This is a genomic window from Janibacter sp. DB-40, from assembly GCF_029510815.1.
In the GTDB taxonomy this organism is placed as follows: Bacteria; Actinomycetota; Actinomycetes; order Actinomycetales; family Dermatophilaceae; genus Janibacter.
On sequence record NZ_CP120360.1, the window covers coordinates 2,254,532 to 2,279,586 of the forward strand.

The following is a 25,055-nucleotide window of genomic DNA, read 5'->3' on the forward strand; positions in this document are numbered from 1 at the left end:
GGTGGCAGGAGCGCGTCCATCGGGGCCTCCTATGGGTGAGGGTTACCTAACCCTACCCGTGGCTGCACCCCCGGAGACGCGCCCCCTCGCGTCACAGGTTGCCGCGCTTGTCCTGCTCCCGCTCGATCGACTCGAAGAGCGCCTTGAAGTTGCCCTTGCCGAATCCGAGCGAGCCGTGCCGCTCGATGATCTCGAAGAAGACGGTCGGGCGGTCCCCGAGCGGCTTGGTGAAGATCTGCAGCAGGTAACCGTCCTCGTCGCGGTCGACGAGGATCCCGCGGGCCTTCAGCTCCTCGATCGGCACCCGGACCTCACCGATGCGCTCGCGCAGCTCGGGGTCGTCGTAGTACGCATCCGGGGTGTTGAGGAACTCCACGCCCTCGCGCCGCAGCTCGTCGACGGTGCGCAGGATGTCGTTCGTGGCCAGCGCGAGGTGCTGCGCCCCCGGGCCCGAGTAGAAGTCGAGGTACTCGTCGATCTGGCTGCGCTTCTTGGCGATCGCCGGCTCGTTGAGGGGGAACTTCACCCGGTGGTTGCCGCTCGCGACGACCTTCGACATCAGCGCGGAGTACTCGGTGGCGATGTCGTCACCGACGAACTCGGCCATGTTGGTGAAGCCCATGACGCGCTTGTAGAACTCCACCCACTCGTCCATCTTGCCCAGCTCGACGTTGCCGACGATGTGGTCCAGCGCCTGGAAGAGACGCTTCGGGGCGCCCTCGCGCTTGGCGAACGTCGACGTCCTCGCGACGTAGCCCGGCAGGTACGGACCGTCGTAGGTCTTCCCGTCGACCTCGCGCTGGATGAGGGTGTGCCGCGTCTCGCCGTACGTCGCGATGGCGCCCATGCGGACGGTTCCGTGGTCGTCGCTGACCACGTAGGGCTCGTCGAGGACGGTCGCGCCGGCCGAGCGGGCCTGCTCGATGCACTTGTCCACGTCGGGGACCTCGAGGGAGATGTCCACGACACCGTCACCGTGCTTGGCGTGGTGGGCGATGAGCGGGCTGTCGGGGCGCACGGCGCCCTTGAGCACGAAACGGATCGAGCCGGAGCGCAGCACGAAGGATTTGTGGTCCATATGGCCGTTCTCCGGGCCGGAGTAGGCGATCAGCTCCATGCCCCAGACGTTCTGGTAGTACATGGCCGCCTGGGTCGCGTTGCCGACGACGAAGGTGATCGCGTCCCACCCGGTCACCGGGAAGGGATCGGAGGCCTCGTCGTACTCGACGAGCCCGACGAGCTGCTTGAGCTGGGCGAGGTCGAGCTCGGCCTCGCGCTCCTGCTTGGTGAGTTCAACGGCGGTGTTCGACATGGTGTCAGCATGTCCACCGTCACACTCGTACGCAATCCATCGACCGTCGAGTGCACACGGTGCGCAATCTGTTGCCACGGCATCCGTCCTGTGATGACAATCTGTCCATGACCTCCCGCAGAGCCCACGAGGCCGTGATCGACGACCTGGACGCCCGCCTGATCGCCCTGCTCAGCGAGCAGCCGGCGATCGGCGTTCTCGGCGCCTCCCGCGAGCTGGGCGTGGCCCGGGGCACCGTGCAGGCCCGCCTCGACCGCCTCCGGGCGAAGGGGGTGATCCGCACCCTCGCGCCGACCGTCGACCCGGCGGCGCTCGGCTACCCCGTGACGGCGCTGTGCACCCTGGAGATCCGGCAGCGGCTGGGTCACCAGGCCGTCGTGGACCACCTCAGCTCGATCCCCGAGGTCCTCGAGATCCACTCCACGACGGGAGCCGGTGACCTGATCATCCGCATCGTCGCCACCGACAACGCCGACCTGGGACGGGTCATCGACGAGATCATCGACGACACGCACGTGGTCCGGGCCAGCACCTCGGTGTGCCTGGTGACGCACCTGGAGATGCGCACGGGCCCCCTGGTGGAGGCCGCAGCCCGCCGTCCCGCCGACGGCTGAGGCCGGTACCCGCTCGACGGGCGATGTCCCGGGCTAGAACCGGTCGCTGAGCATCCCCCAGGCGAAGAACACCGTGCCGAGCACCATGCCGAAGTGCGCGACCTGGGACAGCCACGGGCCGCTCGTCCAGCCGTCACCGCGAAAGCGCTCCACGTGGCGTCCGCGGCCCCGGCGCCAGCGCGCGAGGAAGCTCAGCCCGATGAGCGAGGCGAGGGCCAGGGCGATGATCGCCAGCCACACGGCCGTGCCTGAGGAGACGACGTCCAGCAGGCGCAGGGCCACGAGCAGCAGTCCGGTGCCTCCGGCGGCGGAGTGCAGGTTGAGGATCCACGGAGCGATGTCGGTCATCCCCTGCCGACCGCGGTACTTGCGCAGCCGCACCTGGGTGAGGACGAGTGCCACCACTCCCAGTGCCACGAGGACCCACGCGATCGCCGTCATCACCCCATGATGCCCAAGGAACCACTCCCGGTGTGGGAGGACGGCCCGCCCGGGGTCAGCGACGCCCGACGAACCACCGGCGGACCCGATCGATCCGCTCGGTGACCTGCTCGCTGCTCGCCTGGGCGAGCTCGGGGCCACCGCAGGCGCGACGCAGGTCCATGTGGACGTTGGCGTGCGGCGAGCCGGTCTTCTGCGCGTACGCCGAGACCAGCTTGTTCAGCTCCTTGCGCTGCGAGGCCAGGGCACGGTGCGCGGCGACGGGGGCATCGTCCCTCCCCCTCGTGGCACTGGTGCGCTTGGACTGCTTGGTCTGGCGCTCACTGAGCAGGGCGTGCACCTGGTCCGGCTCGAGCAGTCCGGGCAGGCCGAGGTAGTCCTGCTCGTCCTCGGACCCGACCTCGGCGTGCAGACCGAACTGCTGCGCGTCGTAGAGCACGTGGTCGAAGTGGGCGTCGGACTCCAGCGCCTCGAAGGCGCCCTGCAGCTCGTCGCTCGCGGACTCGCTGCGGTTGGCCGCCGCGAGCATGCCCTCCTCCTCCGACCACATGGGCGCCTCGTCGTCGGACGACGCGGGCCGGTCGAGGGCGTGGTCGCGCTGCTCCTCGAGGGCTCCTGCGTGGGCGAGGATGATCGGCACGCTCGGCAGGAACACGCATGCGGTCTCACCGCGGCTGCGGGCCCGGACGAATCGGCCCACGGCCTGGGCGAAGAACAGCGGTGTCGAGGTGGATGTGGCATAGACGCCGACGCACAGGCGCGGCACGTCGACCCCTTCGCTGACCATGCGCACGGCGACGAGCCAGCGGGAGGTGTCCGACGCGAAGTCCTCGATCCGCTGCGAGGCACCCGAGTCGTCGGACAGGACGACCGTCGGCTTCTCCCCGGTGATCCCGTGGAGGAGGCGCGCGTAGGCGCGCGCCTGGGTCTGGTTCGACGCGATGACCATCGCCCCGGCGTCCGGCACACCCCGGCGCACCTCCGTCAGGCGCTTGTCGGCTGCCGCGAGGACTGAGGGGATCCACTCCCCCTTCGGGTCCAGCGCGGTCCGCCACGCCTGGGCGATGACGTCCTTGGTCATCGGCTCGCCGAGTCGTGCGGCGACCTCGTCACCGGCCCGGGTGCGCCACCGCATCGCCCCGCCGTAGGCCATGAAGAGCACCGGACGCACGACGCCGTCGCGCAGGGCCTCGGCGTAGCCGTAGGTGTAGTCGCTGCTGGAGCGCAGGATGCCGTCGTCGCCGTACTCGTAGCCGACGAAGGGGATCGGGTTGGTGTCGGACCTGAAGGGGGTCCCGGTCAGGGAGAGGCGGCGCACCGCCGGCTCGAAGGCCTCGCGGATCCCGTCACCCCAGGACTTGTTGTCGCCGCCGTGGTGGATCTCGTCGAGGATGACGAGGGTGCGCTGCTCACGGGTGCGCTGCTCGTGGACCGAGGGCCGGGAGGCCACCTGCGCGTAGGTGACGGCCACGCCGTCGTAGTCGCTGGAGGTGACCGCGGTCGTGTTGGAGAACCTGGGGTCCAGGTGGATCCCCACCCGACCCGCGGCATCGGCCCACTGCGTCTTCAGGTGCTCCGTCGGCGCCACGACGGTGATGTTGGTGACCTCGCCCGCCGAGAGCAGCTCGGCGGCCACCCGCAGGGCGAATGTCGTCTTGCCGGCGCCCGGTGTGGCCACCGCCAGGTAGTCGGCGCGACCGGAGTCGAGGTACTCCCGCAGGGCCTGCGCCTGCCAGGCTCGCAGCTTGCCGGCGGTACCCCACGCAGCCCGCCTGGGGAAGGCAGGTGACAGGTTGGAAGCGGCAGACTGACTCATCGCAGGGTCACTGTAGATCGGCCCGGTGACCGCACGCGAAACGCCCCTGCGCAGATCGGCTCAGGAGCGCACGTCCTGGGCGAGCATCGTCTGCAACCCGGTCCCGAGGTCGCCGCGGACATCGGCGAGCGCGGTGTGCACCGTGCCGCCGTGGCCGGGGCTGGCGAGCGCCTGGGAGCTCATCCGGATCCACTCGCCCTCGGGATCACGGTCGAGCACCACGTGCAGGTTGCAGTTGACGTAGGTGTGCTTGCGGGGGTCGACGGTCATGGTGATGCCGCCCCCGGAGTCGGCGAGGACGAGCGCTCGCTGCCACGGCGTCGGCTCCTCGCCCGCGACGAGCGGGAGCAGTTGGCGCCCCCAGACCACCGCGGTGCCACCGGTGCCGGGACCGCCCTCGAGCGCGCGCCACTCGACGCAGGAGAGGTAACCGTCCTCGTGGGCTCCCGGCATGAGCAGGCCCAGGCCGTGGCCCTGCTGGTCCGGCACCGGGGCGATGTCCTCGGGTCGGTACCCGCGCAGTCGGGGGAAGTCGTCCGGTGTGCGCACGATGCGCCAGCCGCGGGCGAGGACGACGGGCGTGCCCGACGCACTCAGGGTCGCTTCGAGCAGCTCCATGGACCGGCCCTGCCGGACGGTGCGCACCTCGACGTCCAGGGGTGCCACCGGGATCGGGCCGAGGATGTCCAGGCGCAGGTCGGCCAGCCGCATCCGCTCCCGCGGCTGGTGCGCCTCCATCGTGCGGGCGACGAGCGCGGACGGCGGCCCGGCGTGCTGCGCGTGCGGGCTCCACGGACCTGCCGTCGTCGGGAGGGACTCGTACCGGCCCTCGTCGAGCCGGCGGTAGAAGGACTCCACGAAGGGCTCAGTCCTCGCCGTCCTGGGGATCGCGGAGGCCGTCGTAGATCTCCTTGCAGATCGGGCAGACCGGGAACTTCTCCGGGTCGCGACCGGGAACCCACATCTTCCCGCAGAGGGCCTTGACCGGGTCGCCGGAGAGGGCGCTCTCGAGGATCTTCTCCTTGCGCACGTAGTGGCTGAAGCGCTCGTGGTCACCCGGCTCGGCGACCTGGGGTTCCGGGTCGGTGCGCTCGAGCACCGCGGTGGAGGGCCCGGCGGGCTCCGGGGACGGCGTGCCGGGCTGCTGGGGGTCGACGGGCGTGCTCATGCCCCCATCCTATGCGGGCGCCCTCAGTTCAGCGCAGGGTCGACCGGGTAGGTCGAGACCCATCCGACCGGCCCGGGCTGGCGACGGAGCACTCGTCGCCACAGGGTGGCCGGGTCACGGTCGAAGACGTCCCCGACCTCGGCGTCGACGACGTACCAGCCGCCCCGCGCCTGCTCGTCGGCGAGCTGGTCGGCGCTCCACCCGGAGTAGCCGGCGAAGATGCGTAGGGCACTCACCTGCGGCCAGACGATCTCCTGGGGAGTGTCGAGGTCGACCAGGGCCACCGCGCCGAAGAGGCGCTTGAGGCCCGGCGGTGGCTCGACGTCGCCGGGCAGGCCGGCCAGCCCGATCGCGGAGTCCAGCTGGACCGGCCCGCCCTGGAAGATGCGGCGCGGCTCGCTGGCCCCCTCCTGCCAGCCCGGCAGGACGTCGTCGACGGGAGCGTCCAGGGGCTTGTTGAGCACCACGCCCTCGGCGGTCTCCTCGTCGTGCTGGAGCATGAAGACGACGCTGCGGGAGAAGAGGTCGTCCCCCAGCTCGGGCGTGGCGACGAGCAGCTTGCCGGCCAGCGAGGTCTCCATGGGGGAAACCTTAGGCCCCTTGCGCGCCCCGACGTCCCTGGCCGCCACCACGGCGCTGGTGGCCGCCACCGTGACGACGACGGTCGTCCCCCCGGTGGCTCCGGGCGCCGCGCGGCCCCTTGGTGCCGGAGTGGCGACGTGCCGGTCGCGGGTCGACGAGCTTGCGGAAGTCGGCCTCGGGGATCGGCTCACCACTCGGCTCGGAGGCCCCGATGTCGACGAGGACCTGGTCCTCGGGTCCGACCTTCGTCGGGCGGGCCTCGAGCCCGGCTGCCGAAGCCATCCGGGTGACCTCACGCCGCTGGTGCGGCAGGACGAGGGTGACGACACTGCCCTTCTCCCCGGCCCGGGCGGTGCGTCCGGCACGGTGCAGGTAGTCCTTGTGGTCGCCCGGCGGATCGACCTGCATCACGAGCGAGACGTTGTCGACGTGGATCCCTCGGGCAGCCACATCGGTGGCCACGAGCACCGGGATCGCCCCGGTGCGGAAGGCACCGATGACCTTGTTGCGCACGTTCTGGGCGAGGCCACCGTGCAGGGCGGCCGCGGGGACGCCCTCCTCACGCAGCTGGCCGGCGATGCGCTCGCAGCCGAGCTTCGTGCGGGCGAAGATCACGGTGCGACCGGGACGGGAGGCGACCCGAGCGGTGATCGTCTTCTTGTGCTGGGGGTCGATGAGGAGCAGGTGGTGCTCCATCGTGTCGACGCTCGCGGCGACGTCGTTGGTGTTGTGCGTGACCGGGTCGACCATGTAGGCGTCGACGAGATCGCCCACTCCACGGTCGAGCGTCGCCGAGAAGAGCAGTCGCTGACCGCCGGGGGCGCACTCGTCGAGGATGCGGGTGACCGACGGCAGGAAGCCCATGTCGGCCATGTGGTCGGCCTCGTCGAGGACGGCCACCTCGACCTGGTCGAGCGTGAGCGCGCCGCGGTCCAGCAGGTCCACGAGGCGGCCCGGGGTCGCCACGAGCACGTCGACGCCACGGTCGAGCGCCGCGGTCTGGCCGGTGTAGGACAGACCGCCCGCGACGAGCTTGTGCCGCAGGCCCATGACGTGCACGAGCGGCTCGAGCGAGTCGCTGACCTGCATGGCCAGCTCCCGGGTCGGGACGAGGACCAGGGCGCGGGGCCTGCGGCTGCGCGCACGGCCGCCCGCGAGGCGGGCGAGCAGGGGCAGGCCGAAGGCCAGCGTCTTGCCGGAGCCGGTCTGCCCGCGGCCGAGCACGTCCTTGCCGGCCAGGGCGTCCGGGATGGCCGCCTCCTGGATGGCGAAGGGGGTGGTGATCCCGTCGCGCGCCATGCGCTCGACGAGCACGGACGGCAGCCCGAGCGCGGCGAAGCCGTTGTCCTCGGCCACGTCCACGGGGCCGGTGAGGGAGGTGCGGGAGGACTTGGTCCAGGTGTCGGCCTCCATGCGCAGCGCCTCCGGATCCTCCACGGGCTCCACGGGACGGCGCGCCTGCTCACGCTCGAAGCGCTGCGTGGGGCGGCGACGGTCGTCGTCGCGACGGGGACGGCGCTCGTACCCACCACGGCTGTCCTCGCGACGTCGGTCACCACCGCGCTCGTCCTCACGACGAGGACGGCGCTCGTACCCACCACGGTTGTCCTCGCTGCGCCGGCCGGGTGCCCGCTGACCGCGGTCCTCGATGCCGTCGCTGCGCACCCGCTGGGGCCGGCCACCGGAGGGGGCGCCGTCGCGCTCGCGCCACCGGTCCTTGGTCCGGGGTGCGTCGCCAGCAGGTCCCTGGCCGCGGTGCGGACGCTTGGGTCCGCGCTGGGAGGCCGCCTTCTTCTTGGCGGCGGCGTTCTTCTGGGCAGTCGTCCAGCGTTGCTTCTTCTTGGGCGGCACGGGGCAGCTCACAGTTCTGTCGAAGGATGGGTGAACCCGCAACTCTTCGCGGGCGACATCCAAGGTCGAAAGCGGCGTGCGAGCTCCTAGAGACGGCGACGTCGCGGTCGCCGAAACCACAATGATACCCCGATTGACGCCCCCACCACGCCACACAGGTCGGCGACGACGTCCCAGGCATCGCCCGACCTGCCCGGCAGGAGTGCCTGCTGGACTGCTTCGCTCACCGGAGCGTGGAGCAGGCAGGCCGCGGCGACGACCGACCACCACCATCGCCGGGCGAGACCCGCGACGAGGACGGGAGCGGCGAAGACGAGGGCGTGGACGAGCTTGTCCGCGTGCGGGATCGGCGCCGGCGGCCCGGGGGCGGACGGCAGGTAGAGCACGACGAGCTGCAGTGCCAGGAGCACCCCCACGGCAAGGGGCACCAGCAGCCGCGCGGACCGGTGTTCGTTCACCGGAACAGCACAACACACGACCTTTGACCGCGCCGCGACCATGCGGCTTACCATGGAACCCATGACCAAGATCACCGATCTCGATCTCGACCTCTTCCGTTCGACCGTCTCGGGCGAGGGAACCGTGATTGTGGACTTCTGGGCCACGTGGTGTGGCCCGTGCCGTCAGTTCGCGCCCGTCTTCGAGTCCGCGGCCGAGGAGCGCTCGGACATCACCTTCGCGAAGGTGGACATCGACGACAACCCCGAGCTGGCCTCCTTGGCGAATGTCTCCTCCGTCCCCACCCTGATGGCCTTCCGCGACGGCATCCTGCTCCACCAGAGCGCCGGCGCACTGCCCAAGGCGCAGTTCGAGCAGCTCCTCGACGCCGTGCAGGACGTGGACATGGACGAGGTCAAGGCCCAGGTGGCCGAGCGCGAGCACGCCGCGGAGTGAGCCGAAGGGGGTAGCCATCCCCCCGGCGATGTGGTTGCGTGGAAGAACCACTCACCACAGGAGGTCACTCGCATGGGCATGGACGACAAGTTCGAGAACGCCAAGGACGAGAACGTCGGCAAGGCCAAGGCCGCCGCAGGAAAGGCCACCGGCGATGAGGAGATGCGCGCCGAGGGCAAGAACCAGGAGGCCAAGGGCAACCTGAAGTCCGCCGGCGAGAAGGCCAAGGACGCCTTCAAGAAGTAGACCGACCAGAGACAGCAGAAGGGCGGGACCGTGACGGTCCCGCCCTTCGTCGTGCTGCGTGACGTGACCAGGTTGGTGGAGGTGGCGGGAATCGAACCCGCGTCCACTGGTAGACCAACAGGGCTTCTCCGGGTGCAGTGCGCTATGGATTTTCTCGGCCCCGGGGCTCGCGCGCACACGTTCCCCGACGGGCCCAGTCGCGTAGAAGTCCCACAGTGTCCCGCGACGAAACACTGCAGCAAGATCTCTAGCTGACGCTGGGATCTAGGTCGAGATCGAACCTAGGCCAACGGACTTCGGGCTCGCTCAGGCAGCGAGGGCGAAGTCGGTGCGCTTGGAATCGGCACCTATTGGTTTGCACGGGGCGTTAACGAGATAACCGTGCATCCTCGACCCGCTTCCCCTGAAGGACAGACCAGTGTCGAAACCGATCACCCCCATGGGAGGACACGTCACGCTGTGGAGTTGTGCGAATCAGTATTGCCGACAACGTCGGTGGGGGCCAAACGCATTCCCGCTCAGCGGCGACTCTTGAACTGCTCGGCCATCGCCCGGTCGGCCTCCCGCCGGTCCTGCTGCTCACGCAGGGCGTGCCGCTTGTCGTAGTCGCGCTTGCCCGTGGCCAGCGCGATCTCGACCTTGACGCGCCCGTCCTTGAAGTACAGGGAGAGCGGCACGATGGTGCGCCGGCTGCCCTGGACCTTCACGGCCAGCTTGTCCAGCTCGGACCGGTGCAGCAGCAGCTTGCGGCGCCGACGGGGCGCGTGGTTGGTCCACGTCCCCTGGACGTACTCGGGGATGTGCACCCCCTCGAGCCACAGCTCGTCGCCGTAGAAGATCGCGAATCCGTCGATGAGGCTGGCCCGACCCATGCGCAGCGCCTTGACCTCGGTGCCCTTGAGGGCGAGGCCGGCCTCATAGGTGTCCTCGATGAGGTAGTCGTGGCGCGCCTTGCGATTGCGGGCGACGACGAGCTCACCCGGCTCCTTCTTCTTCTTGGCCACGGGACTCCCCCTTCGCTGCTCGACCTGTCCGGGGTCACCGTACCCGCTGGGCCGCCGGACGACGCCATCGGTTTCCGTGGGGGGAGACGTCAGAGCCAGCGGCGCGGGTCGGTCGGGGTGCCGTTCTCCCGGGTCTCGAAGTGCAGGTGACAGCCGGTCGAGGTGCCCGTCGTGCCGACGTACGCGATGACCTGGCCCCGCTCGACGCGGCCGCCGGTGACGGTGAACCTCTGCAGGTGGTTGTAGGTCGTGGCCAGGGAGACCCCGCGCTTGACGCCGTGGTCGATGACCAGCTGGTTGCCGTAGCCGCCGGCGACGCCCGCGCTGATGACGGTCCCGGAGGTCGCGGCGTAGACCGGGGTCCCGCAGTTCGCGGCGTAGTCACGGCCCGAGTGCAGGCGGGAGGTCTGGTGGATCGGGTGGAAGCGCAGTCCGAACTCGGAGCTGACGTACCCGCCGCTCGGCGCCCTGAGCACGCCGGTGTCAGCCGGGGGCTTCGGCGGCGCCGGAGGCTTCGGCGGTGCCGGGGGCTTCGGTGGCGGCGCTGGCGCGCTGGAGCTCTCCCTCGAGGCGCGCTCGCGTTCGCGGGCCTGCTGCTCCCGCTGCTCCTGCTCCCGACGGGCCCGCTCACGCGCCGCGGCCTCGCGACGCTCCTGCGCCTTGCGGGCCTTGCGGATCTCCGCCTCGCGGATGCGTGCCTGGCGGGCGCGCTCCTCGAGGATCGCGGTCAGCTTGTCGGACTCAGCCTGCAGGCTCTCGACGCGCTCGGCGTCCTTCTTCTTCTCCCGCTCGAGCTCGGCCGCCTGGCTCGACTGGTCCTTCTCGAGGGACTCGAGGTCGGCCTGGGCCGCATCCGCGGCGGAGCTGGCCTCCGTCGCCGACGCGAGGGCGCTCTCCTTGGTCTCCTTGGCCTGCTTCGTCTGTTCGCGCAGGGCCTGGAGCCGGTCGCCCGTGGAGACGAGATTGGCCCGGGAGGTGCTCAGGTCCTGCAGAGCCGCACCCTGGGTCTCACCGACCGACTCGGCCATGATCATCTTGTCGATGAAGTCGCTCGGCTCCTCGGTGCCGACGGCCACCGACATCGTGCCGATGCCATCCCGCTGGTAGACCTTCCCGGCGAAGCTGCCGACCGCGCTACGGGCCCGGGAGATCTTCGTGCTCGTCGTGCGCAGCTCGTTCTCGGCCTTCTGCTCGTTGGCCTTGGCCACCTCGAAGGCCGCCACCGCGTCGTCGTAGGCGCTGCGCGCCTCCGCCTCGGCCGCTTCGGCCTCCTCGGCCTTCGACCGGGCGGCGGGCAGCTTGCCGCGGGTCTCCTCCAGGGCCTTGTGGGCCTTGACCAGGTCCCCCGAGGTCTCGTGCAGGTCGCTCTCGGCCTCGGACAGCCGCTCCTCGACCCGCTCCTTCTGCTGCTTCGGGTCCGGCTCCGCGGAGGCGTAGGTGACGGCGCCCGTGACGAGGCACGCCGACAGCGTCACACTCACGAGCACTCGAGCGCGACGGGCTGCGGGGAGACGGAGGTCAGGGCGCATCGGGGGCCACATTAGTCACATCCACCTCAGGAGGACAGCATTGCCGTGGACCGGCGCGTCAGACGCGCAGGTAGCGCCAGAGGGTGACCGTCGAGGTCCCGACGGCCAGGAGGACGACCCCGACGACGAGGAAGGGGGCGATGACCCAGACGTCGGCGGCGGAGATGAAGGCCGTGCCCGCGGTCTCCCGCAGCAGGTACCGGTCGAACAGTGCCCATGCGGACACCCACAGCAGTCCGATGGACATCACCACGCCGATGAGCCCGGAGAGCACCGTCTCGAGGATGAAGGGGGTGCGGATCGTCCCGTTGGACGCGCCGACGAGCTTCATGATCGCGATCTCACGGCGACGGGTGAAGGCCGCCTGCCGAATGGTCGTGGCCATGAGCAGCGCCGCGGAGACGAGGGTCAGGGTGGCGAGCCCGACCATCACGGCGGTGATGATGTTGATGGCCCGGAACAACGGGGCGAAGACCTCACGCAGGTTCGGCACGCTGGCCACTCCCGGGGCGCCCTTGAACGCGGACGCCACCGTTGCGTACTCCTCCGGGTCACTCAGCTGCACCCGGTAGCTCGCCGGGATGTCCCCAACCCGGATGTGACTGGCGAGCGGGGAGTTCTTGTAGTCCTCCTTGAAGCGCTCGAAGGCCTCTTCCTCGTCCTCGTAGTAGACGCCCTTGACCAGGGGCTTCATCTCCTCCAGCTGGGCGGCGATGGACTCCTTCTGGTCCTCGGTCACCGCGCCGGACGAGCAGTTCGGCTGGGCGGACGTCTCGGTGCACAGGTAGATGGAGACCTGGACACGGTCGTACCAGTACCCCTTCATCTGGTCGACCTGCTTCTGGGCGAGCAGGCCGATGCCGAGCAGGTACATCGAGATCATCGTCACGAGGATCACCGAGACGGCGATCGACTTGTTGCGCCGCAGGCCTTCCCAGGCGTCGGCGAGTACCGAGGGCTTCATCGCAGCAGGTCCTCCGCGTCGTCGTCCCAGTCGTCGAGAGCGTGCACCTCGCCCAGGGGCGGATCCTCGGGAGGTGGTGTCCCGCCCTCGACCCGCTCGGCCTCGCGCTCCTCGCGGTCTCGGGTGTCCACCACCTTCGGCACGTAGCTGCCACCGGCCTCGTCACGGACGATGTGCCCGTCCTCGAGCTCGACGACCCGCTGACGCATCTGGTCGACGATGACGTTGTCGTGGGTGGCCATGACGATCGTGGTCCCCGAGTCGTGGATGCGACGCAGGAGCTTGACGATCTCCATGCTGGTCGCGGGGTCGAGGTTGCCGGTCGGCTCGTCGGCGAGCAGCACCGGTGGTTTGTTGACGACGGCGCGTGCGATCGCGACGCGCTGCTGCTCACCACCGGAGAGCTCGTGCGGCATCCGGTCACCCATGTCGGACAGGCCGACCATCTCCAGGGTCTCGGGCACGAGTGCACGGATGGCGCGGCGCGGTCGGCCGATCACCTGCAGCGCATAGGCGACGTTCTGCTGGACCGTCTTGTTCGGCAGCAGACGGAAGTCCTGGAAGACCGTGCCCACCTGCCGGCGCAGCTGCGGCACCTTGCGCTGGGGCATCTTGCGCAGGTCGTGCCCGCCGACGAGCAGCCGCCCCTTGGTGACGACCTCCTCGCGGATCGCCAGCCGCACGAGGGTCGACTTGCCGGAGCCGGAGGCGCCGACGAGGAAGACGAACTCGCCGCGCTCGATGTTGAGGTCGATCTCCTCCAGGGCCGGGCGGCTCTGGCTGGGGTACCTCTTGGTGACGTTCTCGAAACGGATCATCGACTGCTCGTGGCCTTTGGGAGGGGACGAAGGGGGCAAACGGCCGCCTGCAGGATAAGCCGCTCACCCGACTGGCTCATGACACCCGCGTGCTCTCGGCGCGTTACCGACGAGCGCGGCACCCCGGTCGCGACGGCACCAGGGTGCCGTGGTGCCGGGTTTGGTCAGTCGTCGGACTTCGCCTGCTCGATGCGCCAGCGGATGCCGGCCTCGATGAACTGGTCGATCTCACCGTCGAAGACGGCCGAGGGGTTACCGGTCTCGTGCTCGGTGCGCAGGTCCTTGACCATCTGGTACGGGTTGAGCACGTACGAGCGCATCTGGTCGCCCCAGCTGGCCTTGACGTCGCCGGCGAGCTCCTTGCGCTCGGCGGCCTCCTCGGCCCGCTTGGCCAGCAGCAGCCGGGACTGCATGACGCGCAGCGCGGCCGCGCGGTTCTGGATCTGCGACTTCTCGTTCTGCATCGAGACGACGATCCCGGTGGGGATGTGCGTCATCCGCACGGCCGAGTCGGTGGTGTTGACCGACTGCCCACCGGGGCCGGAGGAGCGGAAGACATCGATCTTCAGGTCGTTGTCCGGGATCTCGATGGAGTCGGTGCCCTCGATGAGCGGGATGACCTCGACCGCCGCGAAGGAGGTCTGACGACGGCCCTGGTTGTCGAAGGGAGAGATCCGCACCAGGCGGTGGGTTCCTCCTTCGACGGAGAGGTTGCCGTAGGCGTAGGGGATGTTGACCTCGAAGGTGGCCGACTTCAGGCCTGCCTCCTCCGCGTACGAGGTGTCCATGACCTTGGTCGGGTAGCCGTGGCGCTCGGCCCACCGCAGGTACATGCGCATGAGCATCTCGGCGAAGTCCGCGGCGTCGACGCCTCCGGCGCCGGCGCGGATCGTCACCACGGCCGCGCGCTCGTCGTACTCCCCCGACAGCAGGGTGCGCACCTCGAGCTGGCTGACCGCCTTGGCGACCTTGGCCAGCTCGGTCTCGGCCTCGGCGAGGACCTCGGAGCCCTCCTCGCCACCTTCCTCGAGACCCATCTCGACGAGCGCCTCGAGGTCGTCGATGCGGGCGTCCATGGCCACGATGCGCTCCCGCTCGTGGTTGGCCCGGGAGAGCTCGGACGTGACGCCCTGCGCCGTGTCCGGGTCGTCCCACAGGTCGGGCGCGGCCGCCTGCTGCTCGAGGTCGGCGATCCGGGCCTCGAGGGCCTCGAGGTCGGTCACCTCGCGCACCGACGACATGGTGGTGCGCAGGTTCTGGATCTCGGATGTGAAGTCAACTGCCACGATCAACCACCCTACGGCAGGTCGACCTGCGCTCAGCCGCCCCGGGGGCTGCTGGAGATGAAGGGGTTGATCCAGCGGGTCTTCGGGTCCCGGTCGATGAGCAGCGTCTTGACCAGCAGCGTGAAGGGGATGGCCAGCAGCGCACCGAGCGCGCCGAAGACGTAGGCCCAGAACACCAGCGACAGGAAGGCCGTGGTCGCGTTGATGCCGACGGCGTCGCCGGTGAACTTCGGCTGCAGGATGCCCTGGATGACGAAGTTGACGACGCTGTAGATGACGATGACCCAGAGCATCGTCGACACCCCGCCCGAGAGCAGCCCGATGAAGGCCGGCGGGATGAGGCCGAGGACGAAGCCGACGTTGGGGATGTAGTTCGTGACGAAGGACAGCAGGGCGAAGGTCATCGCCAGGGGGACGCCGAGCCACACGAGGGCCGCGTAGTCGATGACCGCGACGATCAGGCCGAAGATCGTCGAGACGATCCAGTAGCGGCGCACCCGGTAGCCGAAGTCCACGAGCGCGTCGGCGACATCGGGCTTCTGCCGGTGGATGGCCTCGAGGCGGATGCCGAACCCTCCGGAGTCCATGACGAGGAAGATCATCACCGTGAGCAGGAAGAGCATCGTCGTCGTCAAGCCGGTGACGGTGTTGGCCAGGGACGTGGCGATGCCGGTGAGGTTGCGCATGTCGAAGTTGGTGATCGCGCGGTCGATCTCGTCGGCCTCGATCCCCCGCTCCGCCAGCAGCAGGCGCAGGTCGGTGATGACGGCGGTGAAGGTGCTCGTGTAGTCGGGTTTGGCCAGCTCGGTGGCGAAGCGGCTGGCGGCCACGCCGATCGAGGCGCCGAGCGCGGCGATGATCCCGTAGAGGATGGCGATGAGCAGCAGGCCGGAGACCGCGGTCGGCAGGACCCGTCGCAGGGCCTTGTAGACCGGGTACACGGCGATGATCAGGGTGACCGCGAGGAACGTCGGGGCGACGATCCCGGCGACCTCCTTCAGGCCGAAGATGGCGACGATCCCCGCCGCCCCACCGACCAGGAGGGTCAGCGTCGGCGGCAGGGAGATGACGGTGGTCGGTCGCGTGTCCGGGTGCTCGTGGTAGCGGTCCGGGTCGTCCAGCTCGCTGAGCGGGATCGTCTCGGCCCTCGCCGTCGCTGCAGGGGCCACCCGTCCCTCGGTCGTGTGCACGACCTCGGGTTCCTCGACGCCGGGTTCCTCGACGCCGGGCCCATCGACGCCGGGATCCTCCGCAGGCGTCCCGGCCGTGGCCGGCTCGGTCGTGGGGGCGGGCGCGCTCGCCTCGGACGCCGGGGGCTGCGACGGGGACGGCTCCGCACCGGGGTCGGGACCGGACTGCTCCTCCTGCACGTGCATCCCTCCTCCCGGTCGACGCGGTGTGCTCCGCGGGGTCATCGTGTCAGGTCGGGGTGACGGATGGGGCGCAAGTCACGGGGCGTCGACGAGGACGTCGGCCCGGGCGCGTGATTCCACGCCGACGGTGACGGAACCGCCCAGGGAGGCGATCAGCCCCCCGACCATCGGCAGGTCCGCCTCGCCGGTGAGTCGGACGACGACCGTGCGCCCGTCCGGGGTTCCCGTTCCCCCTGCCACGGACCAGCTCTCCAGGCCGTGGGGGCGCTCCCGCCCGGCGAGGTGCTCGACCGCCACGCCGCGCACGGACTCGTCGGTCAACGGGAGGGACCGGCCCAGCCCGCTCTCGTAGATCTGCTCGGCTCCCTCGTCGGTCGCCGCGAGCGCGGCGGCGTCGGCCGCATCGAGCAGCCGCATCCGCGAGACCTGCACGGAGGTGACCGCCAGTCCGCCGATGATCACCGTCATGGCGATGACCGTCAGCCCGAGGACGAGGACGGTCAGCTGACCGCGGTCGTCGCGGAGCCGGGTCCGCACGAGCGGGAGGAGGCCTGACAGGCGTCGCGCGAGATCGCGAAGGGGGGTCATCGCGCCTCGTACTCCGGGACGGGTGCCACCTGCGTGGCGGAGACGGGGATCTCCAGCGGCACCATGTCCGCGAGGAACGCCGGCGCCAGCGGCAGCGGCACGGCCACGGCTGCCCGTGTGGTCACCGACGCGCCCGGAGAGAGGCACGGGCTGCCCGTGCACGTCAGGCCCAGCCGCCCCTGGCCGCCGAATCCCTGGTCCGCGAAGGCGATCTCGGCGGCCGTGTGGGAACGGGCGCGGGCGGACTCGTCGTCCTCGGCCGTGACGAAGGCCCGTGCGGACTCCCGAGCGGCCTGGGTCACGGCGTAGGAGCCGGCCTGCAGCCGGGCGAGGCAGAGGACCAGGTAGACCAGCGGGACCAGGAGGAGGATCGCCAACCAGGAGAACTCGATGACGGCGCTTCCGCCGTCATCGGCCAACCGTGTGCGCCAGGTACTCACTGCTCCTCCTCGAAGGCCCGGCCGCGCACCTCGAGACCGTCACCGGGACCGAGGGGGCCGACGACGGGAAGTGGGGCGCTGACGGCGACGACGACGACCCGCACGTCCGCGCCGGTGGTCTGCACGCTGGCGGAGACCCCGCCTGCGAACCGGCTCGACAACGACCGGGAGATCAGCTCCCGGGCACGGCCTGCACCCTGCTCGGGCGTCGCTCCCTCCCGCGCCCCGTAGCGAGCCCCCTCGGCAGCACAGCTGATCAGGGTGTTGCGGACGTGCAGTGCCAGCCCGAGCTGGAGGACCGCGAGGAAGACGAACATCAGCAGGGCGGAGGTCAGGACGAAGTCGACGACCGCCGCCCCACTCTCCCCCTGGGCTCTGCGGGCAGCCGTCACGGGCCGTTGGCGACGTCGTCGAGAGCCTGCTCGAACATCGACGTCAGGCGCTCCCCCGCGACGGTCCACAGACCGGTGACGAGAGCCGCGGTCATGAGGGTGATCAGTACCCAGCCGGGCACGTCGCCGCTCTCGTCGTCGAGGCGCGCGACCGTCCGACGCGCGACGTCGCGCATCCGGATGTGGGCCTTGATGAGCTGGTCGGACATGTGGATCTCCTTCGTGGCGTGGTCTTGCTTTGTCGGTTCACATCTGGAACTGGAAGAACGAGAGGCCCGGGAAGAGGGCGAAGATGACGGTCACGGGCAGCACACCGAAGACGACAGGGATCATCATCGTGATCTCCTTCTTCCCGCCGGCCTCCATGATCTGGCGGCGTCCTTCCTCACGCACGTCCTGGGCCTGGGCCCGTAGCACGTCGGCGAGGGGCGTGCCGCGCTCCACCGCCACCACGATTCCGTCGACGAAGCGGGACAGCGAGATGAGGCCGGTACGGTCGGCGAGGCCTTGCAGCGCCCTCTGGAGACTGGCACCGGCCCGGGCATCGGCGAGGCAGCGGCCGAGCTCGTCGGACAGCTCACCCTCGGAGAGGCGGACGACCCGCTCGAGGGCTCCCGTCGTCCCCTCCCCCGCGCCCACGGCGAGGGCGAGCAGCTCGGCGACGGTGGGGAACTCGGCGAGCATTCGCTCCTCGCGCCGGTTCGCCTCCCGGCTGAGCAGGGTGTCGCGGATCACCACGCCGCAGCCGAAGCCCAGCGCGATGAGCAGAAGGAGCAGCACGGGCGAGCGCCCCTTCCCGGTGACGGCGAGGACGCCGAGCACACCGCCCAGGCCGGCACCCGCGAAGCCGTAGACGACCTGCTCGGCCCGGAAGTGGTCGGTGTCGGGGACGCGTCCTGCCCGTTGCAGTCGACGGCGCACCGAGTGCGTCCCCCCGAGCACGGACTCGACACGGCCGGCGAGGTCGGTGACGAGTGGACGCAGGACGGTGGGGATGACCGCGACGAGGGGCACCTGCTCGGTCTGGAGGAGGCGGGAGGGGCGAGGCGTGTCGCGCAGGTAGGGCGCCAACCGGTCATCGAGCGTGGGTCGCCGGTGACGCGGGAGACCCTGGTGCACGAGCAGCACGCCCAGCGCGAGGACGAGCCCGAGGGCAGCCCCACTACGCCCCGGGCCGAGGGAGTGGATGAGATCGGTCATCGCAGCACCCGGCCTTCCTCGGGAAGGCGGCCGATGCGGACCATGACCTGGTAGGCCACCATCGAGGTAGCAGCGCCGAAGGCGAGCACGACCACCCCGGCGCCGGTGTTGTAGGCCTGCACGGACTCCGGACGGGTCGAGAGGAAGGCGAGGACGATCCACGGGGCGGCGACCGCAAGTCGCGCCGCGCTGACCGTCCAGGACTGGCGCGTCTCCAGCTCGCTGCGGGTGCGGGCGTCCTCGCGCAGGAACGCCGAGAGGGTCCGCAGCAGTGACCCGAGGTCGGAGCCACCGACCTCACGGGCGATGCGCAGGGACTCCACGAGTCGGTCCCCGACCGGGTCGGCGAGTCGCTCCTTGAGACGGTCGAGGCTGTCGTTGAAACGGCCCGTCGTGCGATAGTCACCAGCGAACTCCGCGAAGGCCGGACGCAGCTCCTCGGGCCCGCGGACCGCGAGCTGGGCCAGGGCCTCCGGGAGCGCCAACCCGGCACGCACCGCTGACGTGACGTTGTCGACGACGTCCGGCCACAGCTCCCGCAGCTGAGAGCGTCGTGACCGGGCCCGCATGCGCACCACCGCCAGCGGCGCCCATCCCGCCATGGCAGCGAAGCACAAGGCGATGCTCGGGACACGAGTCATCGCCGTGCCCATGACGAGGACCAGCACGAAGGCGATGGCACAGGCGACGAGCAGTCCCACCGGTCCCACGCCCCAGTACCCGGCCTGGGCCAGCTCGTCGCGCAGACGACGCAGCACCCGGTTCTCCGTGGGGGTGCGCATCACCTCCTCGTCACGTGGCCACATGGACCACCAGACGAGGAAGAGTCCCGTGCCGAACAGGGCACCCACGACCACGCCTGTCACGGACGGCCGGCTCCGAGGAGTGCGGTCAGGTCGTACCCCGCGCGTTCGAAGCGCTCGCGGTGCGGTGGGTACCCACCGGCTCGCACCAGGGATCCGTCACGCGTGGTGAAGATGTCGGTCGTCTCCACGATGTCGTTCTCGATGCGGCCCGGCAGGGCCACGATCTCGCGGACACGGCGCGTGCCATCACCCTCGAGCGCGGCGTGGACGACGAGATCGATCGACCCCGCCACGGTCGGGACGACGAACCGGGACCCGACGTTCTCACCGGCCAGCAGCGGCAGGGTGCACATCTTCGTCACCGCCTCCCTGGCCGAGTTGGCGTGGACCGTGCACATCCCGGGCAGCCCGGAGTTGAGAGCGATGAGCAGGTCGAGGCTCTCGGCCTGGCGCACCTCGCCGACGATGATGCGGGAGGGACGCATCCGCAGGGCCTCCTTGACCAGGCGCCGCAAGGGGATCTCGCCGGCACCCTCGAGGCTGGGCTGCCGACACTGCATGGCGACGACGTCCCTCCGCGGGATCTTCAGCTCGAAGACCTCCTCGCAGGTGATCACCCGCTCGCGCGGGGGCAGTGCGGCAGACAGGCAGTTGAGCAGGGTGGTCTTGCCCGCCTGCGTCCCCCCGGCGACGAGGATGTTCAACCCGGCCGTCACGGCGGCCTGGAGGAAGGTCGATGCCGCGCGCGTCAGCGTGCCCAGTCGCACGAGGTCGTCGAGGTGGTCGGCCTTGACGACGAACTTGCGGATGTTGACCGCCCAGTGCTCCCGGGTGATGTCCGGGATGACGACGTGCAGCCGGCTGCCGTCCGGCAGCGTCGCGTCGACGAAGGGTGAGGACAGGTCGATGCGGCGTCCCGACGACTTCAGCATCTTCTCGACCAGGTCGCGCACCTCGTCGGCGGTGAGCACCGTGGTCGTCAGCTCGGCGACACCATTGCGCGCGACGAAGACCTGGCTCGGCGAGTTGATCCAGATCTCCTCCACGAGGGGGTCGTCGAAATACTGCTGCAACGGCCCGAAGCCGGCCACCGTGTCGAGGACGGCCTTGACCGCGGCCTCCCGGTTGCCCAGCACGGGGAGCCCGCCCTGGATGCTGCGGTCGTCGTAGTCGCTGACGGCCGCCCGCACGAGGTCGGCGACCTCGCCCGACTCGCGCACCGGGTCCAGACCGGTGCGACGGATCAGCTCGCGCACCTCGGTCTCGACCGTCTCGACCGCGTCCATTTCGCGCCCCCGTGAGTGGTTGGTTGTCCTGCGAAGCTGTCCCCTTCGCTCCCGAGACGGTAGCGACTTCCCGGGATTTCGCATCTCGAGAATCCACAGGACGCTCGGGAACGGCCCGTTCTCCCCTCCCCTGTGGACGACGGAGCACCCGCGCGGACGTCGCGTGCCTACCGTTCCCCCATGCTCCTGCAGATGACCGTCATCGATGCCCGACGTGGCACCGAGCACCCCGTGGAGGTCCGCGCCGGGCCATCCGACACAGCCCTCCACCTGCTCGAGGCGCTCGGGTCGGACGCGGACACCGCCATGCACGTCGACGGCAGGAGGGTTCCCGCCGAGGCGTCGATCGGACTGCCCCCGCTCCTCGACGGGAGCGTCCTCGTCCTCGGCCACGAGGACGACGACGGCTGGACGAGGTCCACGACGCCCTCCCCCCTTCGTCTCACGTCGATCACGGGGCCCGATGCCGGGCGCACGCTCGACCTCGCACTCGGACGGCACGTGATAGGCCGCGGGGAGATGGCCACACTCCGGGTCGCCGACGACACCCTCTCCCGCGAGCATCTCGTCGTCTCGGTGGACCGGGACGGCCTCCTGGTGCAGGAGCTGGACGCGACCAACGGCACCCTCGTCGACGGCGAGGCCGTGCCGACCGCGGGCAGACGGGCACGGACCGGCAGCCGGATCCGTGCCGGAAGCACCACGTTCGCCATCGAGGCCCACCGGTCCCGCCCCTCCCGTCGCCGGCCCGGTGGCGCGGGGACGATCTCGGTGAACCCGACCCCACGCCTGCCCTCCGCGCACGTCCCCGCGCGCATCGCGATCCCGCAGGCCCCGAGCGCGCCGGCGCGCCGCCGCATCCCGTGGGTGATGGTGCTCCTGCCGATCCCCTTCGCGGCCCTCCTCGCCTTCTTCTTCGGCCCTCGGATGCTCCTCTTCGGGCTGCTCACACCGGTCCTGGCCATCGGGTCGACGCTCTCCGACCGCTCCTCCTCTCGGCGCGACCACCGGGAGGCACACACGGCATGGACAAGGGAGACGGCTCGGGTCGGTGAGCACCTCGCGAGCGCCCTCGCGCTCGAACGTCGCGAGCGCCTCCGCTCGGCTCCTGACGCGGCCGCACTGCTCGACGCGGCCCGTGGTGACTCCTCCCGACTCTGGGAGCGTCGCGCCGGACACCCCGAGTTCCTCGACCTCCGGCTGGGGCTGGCCCCGCTCCCGGCCCGGGTCGAGGTCGACCGCGGTCACGGCGACCGGGCCCATCCCGTGCTCGAGGACGTCCCCCTCGTGGTCGACCTCCCGGACGTCGGTGTGCTCGGGATCGCCGGAGGGCGCGATGGCCGCGATCGACTCGCCCGCCACCTCCTCGCACAGCTGACCGTCCTGCACTCCCACCACGACGTCGCGGTCTCGGTGGTGGCCACGCAGGAAGGGTGGTGGTCCCCCTTCCGCACCCTGGTCCACCTGCGAGAGCACCACGACGACCCCGGGACGAGCCGGGCCACGGCCACGGAGGAGGGCGCCCTCGCCCTCTTCGCCGGGCACGCCGACACGGCCCGTGAGCGGCGCCGGAGGCGCTCCGGCGCGAGCGCGGACGACGACGAGCCGACCACGCTCGTCCTCCTCATCGACGAGGTCGACCGGTGGCGGAGCGACCCCAACCTGCGCACGGTCCTCGCGCAGGGACGCACCCATCGGATCCTCGTGATCGCCCTGTGCGAGACCGTCGAGGGACTCCCGCACGAGTGCGGCGCCATTGCCCGCCTCGACGGCGACCGACTCGCCCTGCAGGTCGCCGGCACCCCGGACGCCCACGGTGTCGTCGACGGGGTCGGACCCGCCTGGGCGGGGCGCGTGGCCGCCGCGCTGGCCCCACTGCGGGACTCGACCCCCGACGCCGCCGGCGTGGGCCTTCCGGATGCGACCCGCCTCGTCGACCTGCTCGACCTCGATCCTGACGACCCGGCCACGGTCCGGACGGCATGGTCGGGCGCGACAGCCCGCCGCAGCGACCTCGATGTGGCCGTCGGCCAGGGAGCGGAGGGCCCGTTCCACATCGACCTGCGCCGTGACGGTCCCCACGCACTCGTGGCAGGCACCACCGGGTCAGGCAAGTCGGAGTTCCTGCAGAGCTGGGTGGCCTCGCTGGCGGCCTGTCTGTCTCCGCAGGAGATCACCTTCGTGCTCGTCGACTACAAGGGCGGCGCTGCCTTCGCCGAGTGCGCCCGACTGCCGCACACCGTCGGGCTGCTCACCGACCTCGAGCCCGCGCAGGCCGAGCGAGCCCTCACCAGTCTGGATGCCGAGCTGAACCGACGTGAGCGCATCCTGGCCGCATCGGGCGCCACGGACATCGACGACCACCGGGGCAACCCGCTGCCACGTCTGATGATCGTCATCGACGAGTTCCGGATGCTGGCGGAGGAGCAGCCCGAGGCACTCGCCCACCTCATGAGGATCGCAGCCGTCGGCCGGTCCCTCGGTGTGCACCTCGTGCTGGCCACCCAACGCCCGGGGGGCATCGTCTCCGCGGACATCAAGGCCAACGTCAACCTGCGTATCGCCCTGCGCGTGCGGGACCGGGTCGACAGCGACGACGTCCTCGGGGTCCCGGACGCGGTCGACCTCCCTGAGTCCGCGCCCGGACGCGCCCTGGCGCGGACCGGGGGTCGCCCGCCCGTGCCTTCCAGACCGGCCGGGTCGCCGGACACGCCACATCGGGCTCCGACGGAGTGGTCGTGCGCACCCCGGGCGAGCCGTGGCCGACCGTGAGCCGCCGCAGGGACCTCGGACCCACCGACCTGCAGCGGCTGACGGCCACGCTGACCACCGCTGCAGCGGACCTCGGCATCACACGGCCACACCGACCGTGGTTGCCGCCGCTGCCCGAGACCATCACCGCGGACCGGCTCCCCGTTCCCGTGGAGGACACCGGCGCCCCCTTCGCGCTCGTCGACCATCCGGAGCGCCAGCAGCAGGAGCCGCTCCTGTGGTCACCGTGCGGGGGCCACTGGATGGTCGTCGGGGGGCCGGGCACCGGACGCACGACGAGCATCGCCGCGGTGGTCACGGCCGCAGCCGGCCACTGGAAACCCGAGCAGCTGCAGGTGCAGGTCATCGGTGACGGCTCATCCCTCCTCAGCGATCTCGTCCGACTGCCGCACGTGGGCAGCGTGGTCGACGGGGAGGACAGACCGACGACACGTCGCTTCCTCGGTCACCTCGAGGACGACCTCACCGCGCGCCGGGCCAGACTGCGCGCCAGCGGCCACTCGACCCTCGACGCCTGGTGGCAGGCACACGACGCCGACCCGTCGGGCGAGGTGCCCCCGCCCCACCTCCTGCTCGCCGTCGACGGTTGGGGACGTGCCACCCGGCCGCTCGGCGGGACGGATCTCGGGGAGACCGCGGAGCTGCTGGAGACGCTGCTGCGCGACGGCGTGGCAGCCGGCATCCGCTGTGTCGCCACGGGAGGCCGGGAGCTGCTCTCCGGTCGGATCTCCTCGCTCGTCACCACCCGGCTCCTGCTGCACCTCCCCGACCGGGGGGATGCCTCGCTCGCCGGACTGAAGCCGTCGGAGATCTCCGGGCCCCTGGTCGCGGGGCGAGCGCGAGTGCAACCCGGCGGGCACCTCCTCCAGATCGCGCGACCCGCGCCACAGGCCTCGGGCCACTCGGTCTCCGGGCACGAGCACGCCCGCCCGTGGCGCGTCGAACCGCTGCCCGAGGCGGTGGCGGTCGCTCGCCTCCCGGCGGCCGGCGTGGAGCGCATCCCGGTCGGCATCGGCGGCTCCGGACGTGAGCCGGTGGTCTGGCGCGTCCCCGACGCCCGCCGGATGCTCGTCTGCGGCCCGCCGGGAAGCGGCCGCACGACCGCCCTCGTCACGATCGCCCGGCAGGCGATGACCACAGGGCATCCTGTGGTGCTCATCGGCCGAGGCCCGCTGGTCGAGCACCCGGACCTCGCCGAGGCCACCGTCTGCGGTCCCGAGGACCGGGACCGTCTCATCGCCCTGCGGCGCGCGCACCCGGACCTCGCGGTCGTGATCGACGACGCCGACCGTGTCGAGGACGAGCCCGTCGCCGACGTGGTCAAGGAGATCCTGCGTCGGGTCGACAGCGATCGCGGGCTGGTCATCGCATCGACGGCAACGCAGACGGCCGCGACCCGGGTCCGCGGGCTCGTCGCGGACATCGCGCGCTCCCGCGCCGGGATCCTCCTCCAGCCGACGAGTCGCGGCGACGGGGACGCTCTCAGCCTGCGGGTGCCGCCACTCCCCCGGATCCCGGGGCGTGGGTACCTCATCACCCAGGGTCGGGCCGAGGAGGTCCAGGTGGCGCGTGTGGCTGCCCCCGAGGGGTACGAGTGAGGGCAGGGATGGAGGGACAAGGGTGGGATCGGTCCGACTCAGGCCGCCGCCCGGACCGTCACGACGAGGCGCCGA

General features: G+C 70.9%; 26 protein-coding genes and 1 other RNA gene. 5 read left to right on the top strand and 22 right to left on the bottom strand.

All coding sequences use genetic code 11. The annotated features are described in order from the left end of the window. Positions 1-91: 91 nt before the first annotated feature. Entirely contained in the window at positions 92-1,312 is a 1,221-nt protein-coding gene (gene hppD, locus PVE36_RS10720; RefSeq protein WP_277452260.1) for a 4-hydroxyphenylpyruvate dioxygenase, read from the bottom strand. A gap of 107 nt (positions 1,313-1,419) precedes the next feature. On the opposite strand from hppD, the gene PVE36_RS10725 reads away from it, so the two are divergent. Then, positions 1,420-1,926 carry an Lrp/AsnC family transcriptional regulator gene (locus PVE36_RS10725; RefSeq protein ID WP_277241953.1) on the top strand — a complete coding sequence of 169 codons (507 nt, stop codon included), beginning with the start codon at positions 1,420-1,422 and terminating at the stop codon, positions 1,924-1,926. A gap of 33 nt (positions 1,927-1,959) precedes the next feature. Here PVE36_RS10725 and PVE36_RS10730 read toward each other — a convergent pair whose 3' ends face one another. The 7 genes from PVE36_RS10730 to PVE36_RS10760 all read right to left on the bottom strand — a co-directional run bounded on the left by PVE36_RS10730 (position 1,960) and on the right by PVE36_RS10760 (position 8,242). Beyond that, complete coding sequence (locus PVE36_RS10730) at positions 1,960-2,367, bottom strand: hypothetical protein (protein ID WP_277452262.1); 408 nt, start codon at positions 2,365-2,367, stop codon at positions 1,960-1,962. A 55-nt stretch (positions 2,368-2,422) separates the two neighbouring features. Next, entirely contained in the window at positions 2,423-4,183 is a 1,761-nt protein-coding gene (locus PVE36_RS10735; protein WP_277452263.1) for a DEAD/DEAH box helicase, read from the bottom strand. Between the two features lie 60 nt (positions 4,184-4,243). Then, on the bottom strand, positions 4,244-5,041 hold the full coding sequence (locus tag PVE36_RS10740; protein WP_277452264.1) for a thioesterase family protein: 798 nt from the start codon (positions 5,039-5,041) through the stop codon (positions 4,244-4,246). A 7-nt stretch (positions 5,042-5,048) separates the two neighbouring features. After that, the gene (locus tag PVE36_RS10745) at positions 5,049-5,351 is read right to left on the bottom strand and encodes a DUF3039 domain-containing protein (RefSeq protein WP_277452265.1); all 303 of its coding nucleotides are present in this window, start codon (positions 5,349-5,351) and stop codon (positions 5,049-5,051) included. 23 nt (positions 5,352-5,374) lie between these two features. Then, positions 5,375-5,932, bottom strand: coding sequence for a YqgE/AlgH family protein (locus PVE36_RS10750; RefSeq protein ID WP_277452266.1), 558 nt, complete (start codon positions 5,930-5,932; stop codon positions 5,375-5,377). Positions 5,933-5,942: 10 nt separating this feature from the next. Then, entirely contained in the window at positions 5,943-7,784 is a 1,842-nt protein-coding gene (locus tag PVE36_RS10755) for a DEAD/DEAH box helicase (RefSeq protein ID WP_277452270.1), read from the bottom strand. 86 nt (positions 7,785-7,870) lie between these two features. Continuing rightward, on the bottom strand, positions 7,871-8,242 hold the full coding sequence (locus PVE36_RS10760; protein WP_277452272.1) for a VanZ family protein: 372 nt from the start codon (positions 8,240-8,242) through the stop codon (positions 7,871-7,873). 61 nt (positions 8,243-8,303) lie between these two features. Here PVE36_RS10760 and trxA point away from each other — a divergent pair, with 61 nt between their 5' ends. Continuing rightward, entirely contained in the window at positions 8,304-8,678 is a 375-nt protein-coding gene (gene trxA, locus PVE36_RS10765) for a thioredoxin (RefSeq protein ID WP_277452274.1), read from the top strand. A 72-nt stretch (positions 8,679-8,750) separates the two neighbouring features. Further along, positions 8,751-8,924 carry a CsbD family protein gene (locus PVE36_RS10770; protein WP_277452275.1) on the top strand — a complete coding sequence of 58 codons (174 nt, stop codon included), beginning with the start codon at positions 8,751-8,753 and terminating at the stop codon, positions 8,922-8,924. A gap of 73 nt (positions 8,925-8,997) precedes the next feature. Here PVE36_RS10770 and ssrA read toward each other — a convergent pair. The 14 genes from ssrA to PVE36_RS10840 form a co-directional block, all read right to left on the bottom strand. Next, positions 8,998-9,363: a transfer-messenger RNA gene (ssrA, locus tag PVE36_RS10775) on the bottom strand. Positions 9,364-9,442: 79 nt separating this feature from the next. After that, on the bottom strand, positions 9,443-9,928 hold the full coding sequence (smpB, locus tag PVE36_RS10780; protein WP_277452276.1) for an SsrA-binding protein SmpB: 486 nt from the start codon (positions 9,926-9,928) through the stop codon (positions 9,443-9,445). 89 nt (positions 9,929-10,017) lie between these two features. Continuing rightward, positions 10,018-11,409 carry a peptidoglycan DD-metalloendopeptidase family protein gene (locus PVE36_RS10785; protein ID WP_277452277.1) on the bottom strand — a complete coding sequence of 464 codons (1,392 nt, stop codon included), beginning with the start codon at positions 11,407-11,409 and terminating at the stop codon, positions 10,018-10,020. Between the two features lie 106 nt (positions 11,410-11,515). Further along, a complete protein-coding gene (gene ftsX / locus PVE36_RS10790) occupies positions 11,516-12,421 on the bottom strand; it encodes a permease-like cell division protein FtsX (RefSeq protein ID WP_277452279.1) in 906 nt (301 codons plus the stop codon). Then, positions 12,418-13,239, bottom strand: coding sequence for a cell division ATP-binding protein FtsE (ftsE, locus tag PVE36_RS10795; protein ID WP_277452280.1), 822 nt, complete (start codon positions 13,237-13,239; stop codon positions 12,418-12,420). The genes ftsX and ftsE overlap by 4 nt, the downstream gene beginning before the upstream one ends. A 164-nt stretch (positions 13,240-13,403) precedes the next feature. Beyond that, positions 13,404-14,525 (bottom strand): peptide chain release factor 2, encoded by a 1,122-nt coding sequence (gene prfB, locus PVE36_RS10800; protein WP_277452281.1) that lies wholly within the window; start codon positions 14,523-14,525, stop codon positions 13,404-13,406. A 32-nt stretch (positions 14,526-14,557) separates the two neighbouring features. Beyond that, the gene (locus PVE36_RS10805; RefSeq protein ID WP_277452283.1) at positions 14,558-15,901 is read right to left on the bottom strand and encodes an AI-2E family transporter; all 1,344 of its coding nucleotides are present in this window, start codon (positions 15,899-15,901) and stop codon (positions 14,558-14,560) included. Positions 15,902-15,973: 72 nt separating this feature from the next. Then, positions 15,974-16,486 (bottom strand): pilus assembly protein TadG-related protein, encoded by a 513-nt coding sequence (locus PVE36_RS10810; RefSeq protein WP_277452285.1) that lies wholly within the window; start codon positions 16,484-16,486, stop codon positions 15,974-15,976. Beyond that, positions 16,483-16,926 (bottom strand): pilus assembly protein, encoded by a 444-nt coding sequence (locus PVE36_RS10815; RefSeq protein WP_277452286.1) that lies wholly within the window; start codon positions 16,924-16,926, stop codon positions 16,483-16,485. Before PVE36_RS10815 ends, PVE36_RS10810 begins: the two co-directional genes overlap by 4 nt. Continuing rightward, positions 16,923-17,318: a TadE family protein gene (locus PVE36_RS10820; RefSeq protein ID WP_277452287.1), complete on the bottom strand. Its 396-nt coding sequence runs from the start codon at positions 17,316-17,318 to the stop codon at positions 16,923-16,925. The genes PVE36_RS10815 and PVE36_RS10820 overlap by 4 nt, the downstream gene beginning before the upstream one ends. After that, the gene (locus PVE36_RS10825) at positions 17,315-17,494 is read right to left on the bottom strand and encodes a hypothetical protein (RefSeq protein ID WP_277455820.1); all 180 of its coding nucleotides are present in this window, start codon (positions 17,492-17,494) and stop codon (positions 17,315-17,317) included. Before PVE36_RS10825 ends, PVE36_RS10820 begins: the two co-directional genes overlap by 4 nt. A gap of 70 nt (positions 17,495-17,564) precedes the next feature. Continuing rightward, complete coding sequence (locus PVE36_RS10830) at positions 17,565-18,518, bottom strand: type II secretion system F family protein (protein ID WP_277452289.1); 954 nt, start codon at positions 18,516-18,518, stop codon at positions 17,565-17,567. Beyond that, positions 18,515-19,384: a type II secretion system F family protein gene (locus tag PVE36_RS10835; RefSeq protein ID WP_277452291.1), complete on the bottom strand. Its 870-nt coding sequence runs from the start codon at positions 19,382-19,384 to the stop codon at positions 18,515-18,517. The genes PVE36_RS10830 and PVE36_RS10835 overlap by 4 nt, the downstream gene beginning before the upstream one ends. Next, entirely contained in the window at positions 19,381-20,610 is a 1,230-nt protein-coding gene (locus tag PVE36_RS10840; protein ID WP_277452292.1) for an ATPase, T2SS/T4P/T4SS family, read from the bottom strand. Before PVE36_RS10840 ends, PVE36_RS10835 begins: the two co-directional genes overlap by 4 nt. 180 nt (positions 20,611-20,790) lie before the next feature. On the opposite strand from PVE36_RS10840, the gene PVE36_RS10845 reads away from it, so the two are divergent. Both PVE36_RS10845 and PVE36_RS10850 read left to right on the top strand, forming a co-directional pair. Then, positions 20,791-23,382, top strand: coding sequence for an FtsK/SpoIIIE domain-containing protein (locus PVE36_RS10845; protein ID WP_277452293.1), 2,592 nt, complete (start codon positions 20,791-20,793; stop codon positions 23,380-23,382). Next, positions 23,349-24,980 (top strand): FtsK/SpoIIIE domain-containing protein, encoded by a 1,632-nt coding sequence (locus tag PVE36_RS10850; RefSeq protein WP_277452294.1) that lies wholly within the window; start codon positions 23,349-23,351, stop codon positions 24,978-24,980. Before PVE36_RS10845 ends, PVE36_RS10850 begins: the two co-directional genes overlap by 34 nt. Positions 24,981-25,055 lie beyond the last annotated feature (75 nt).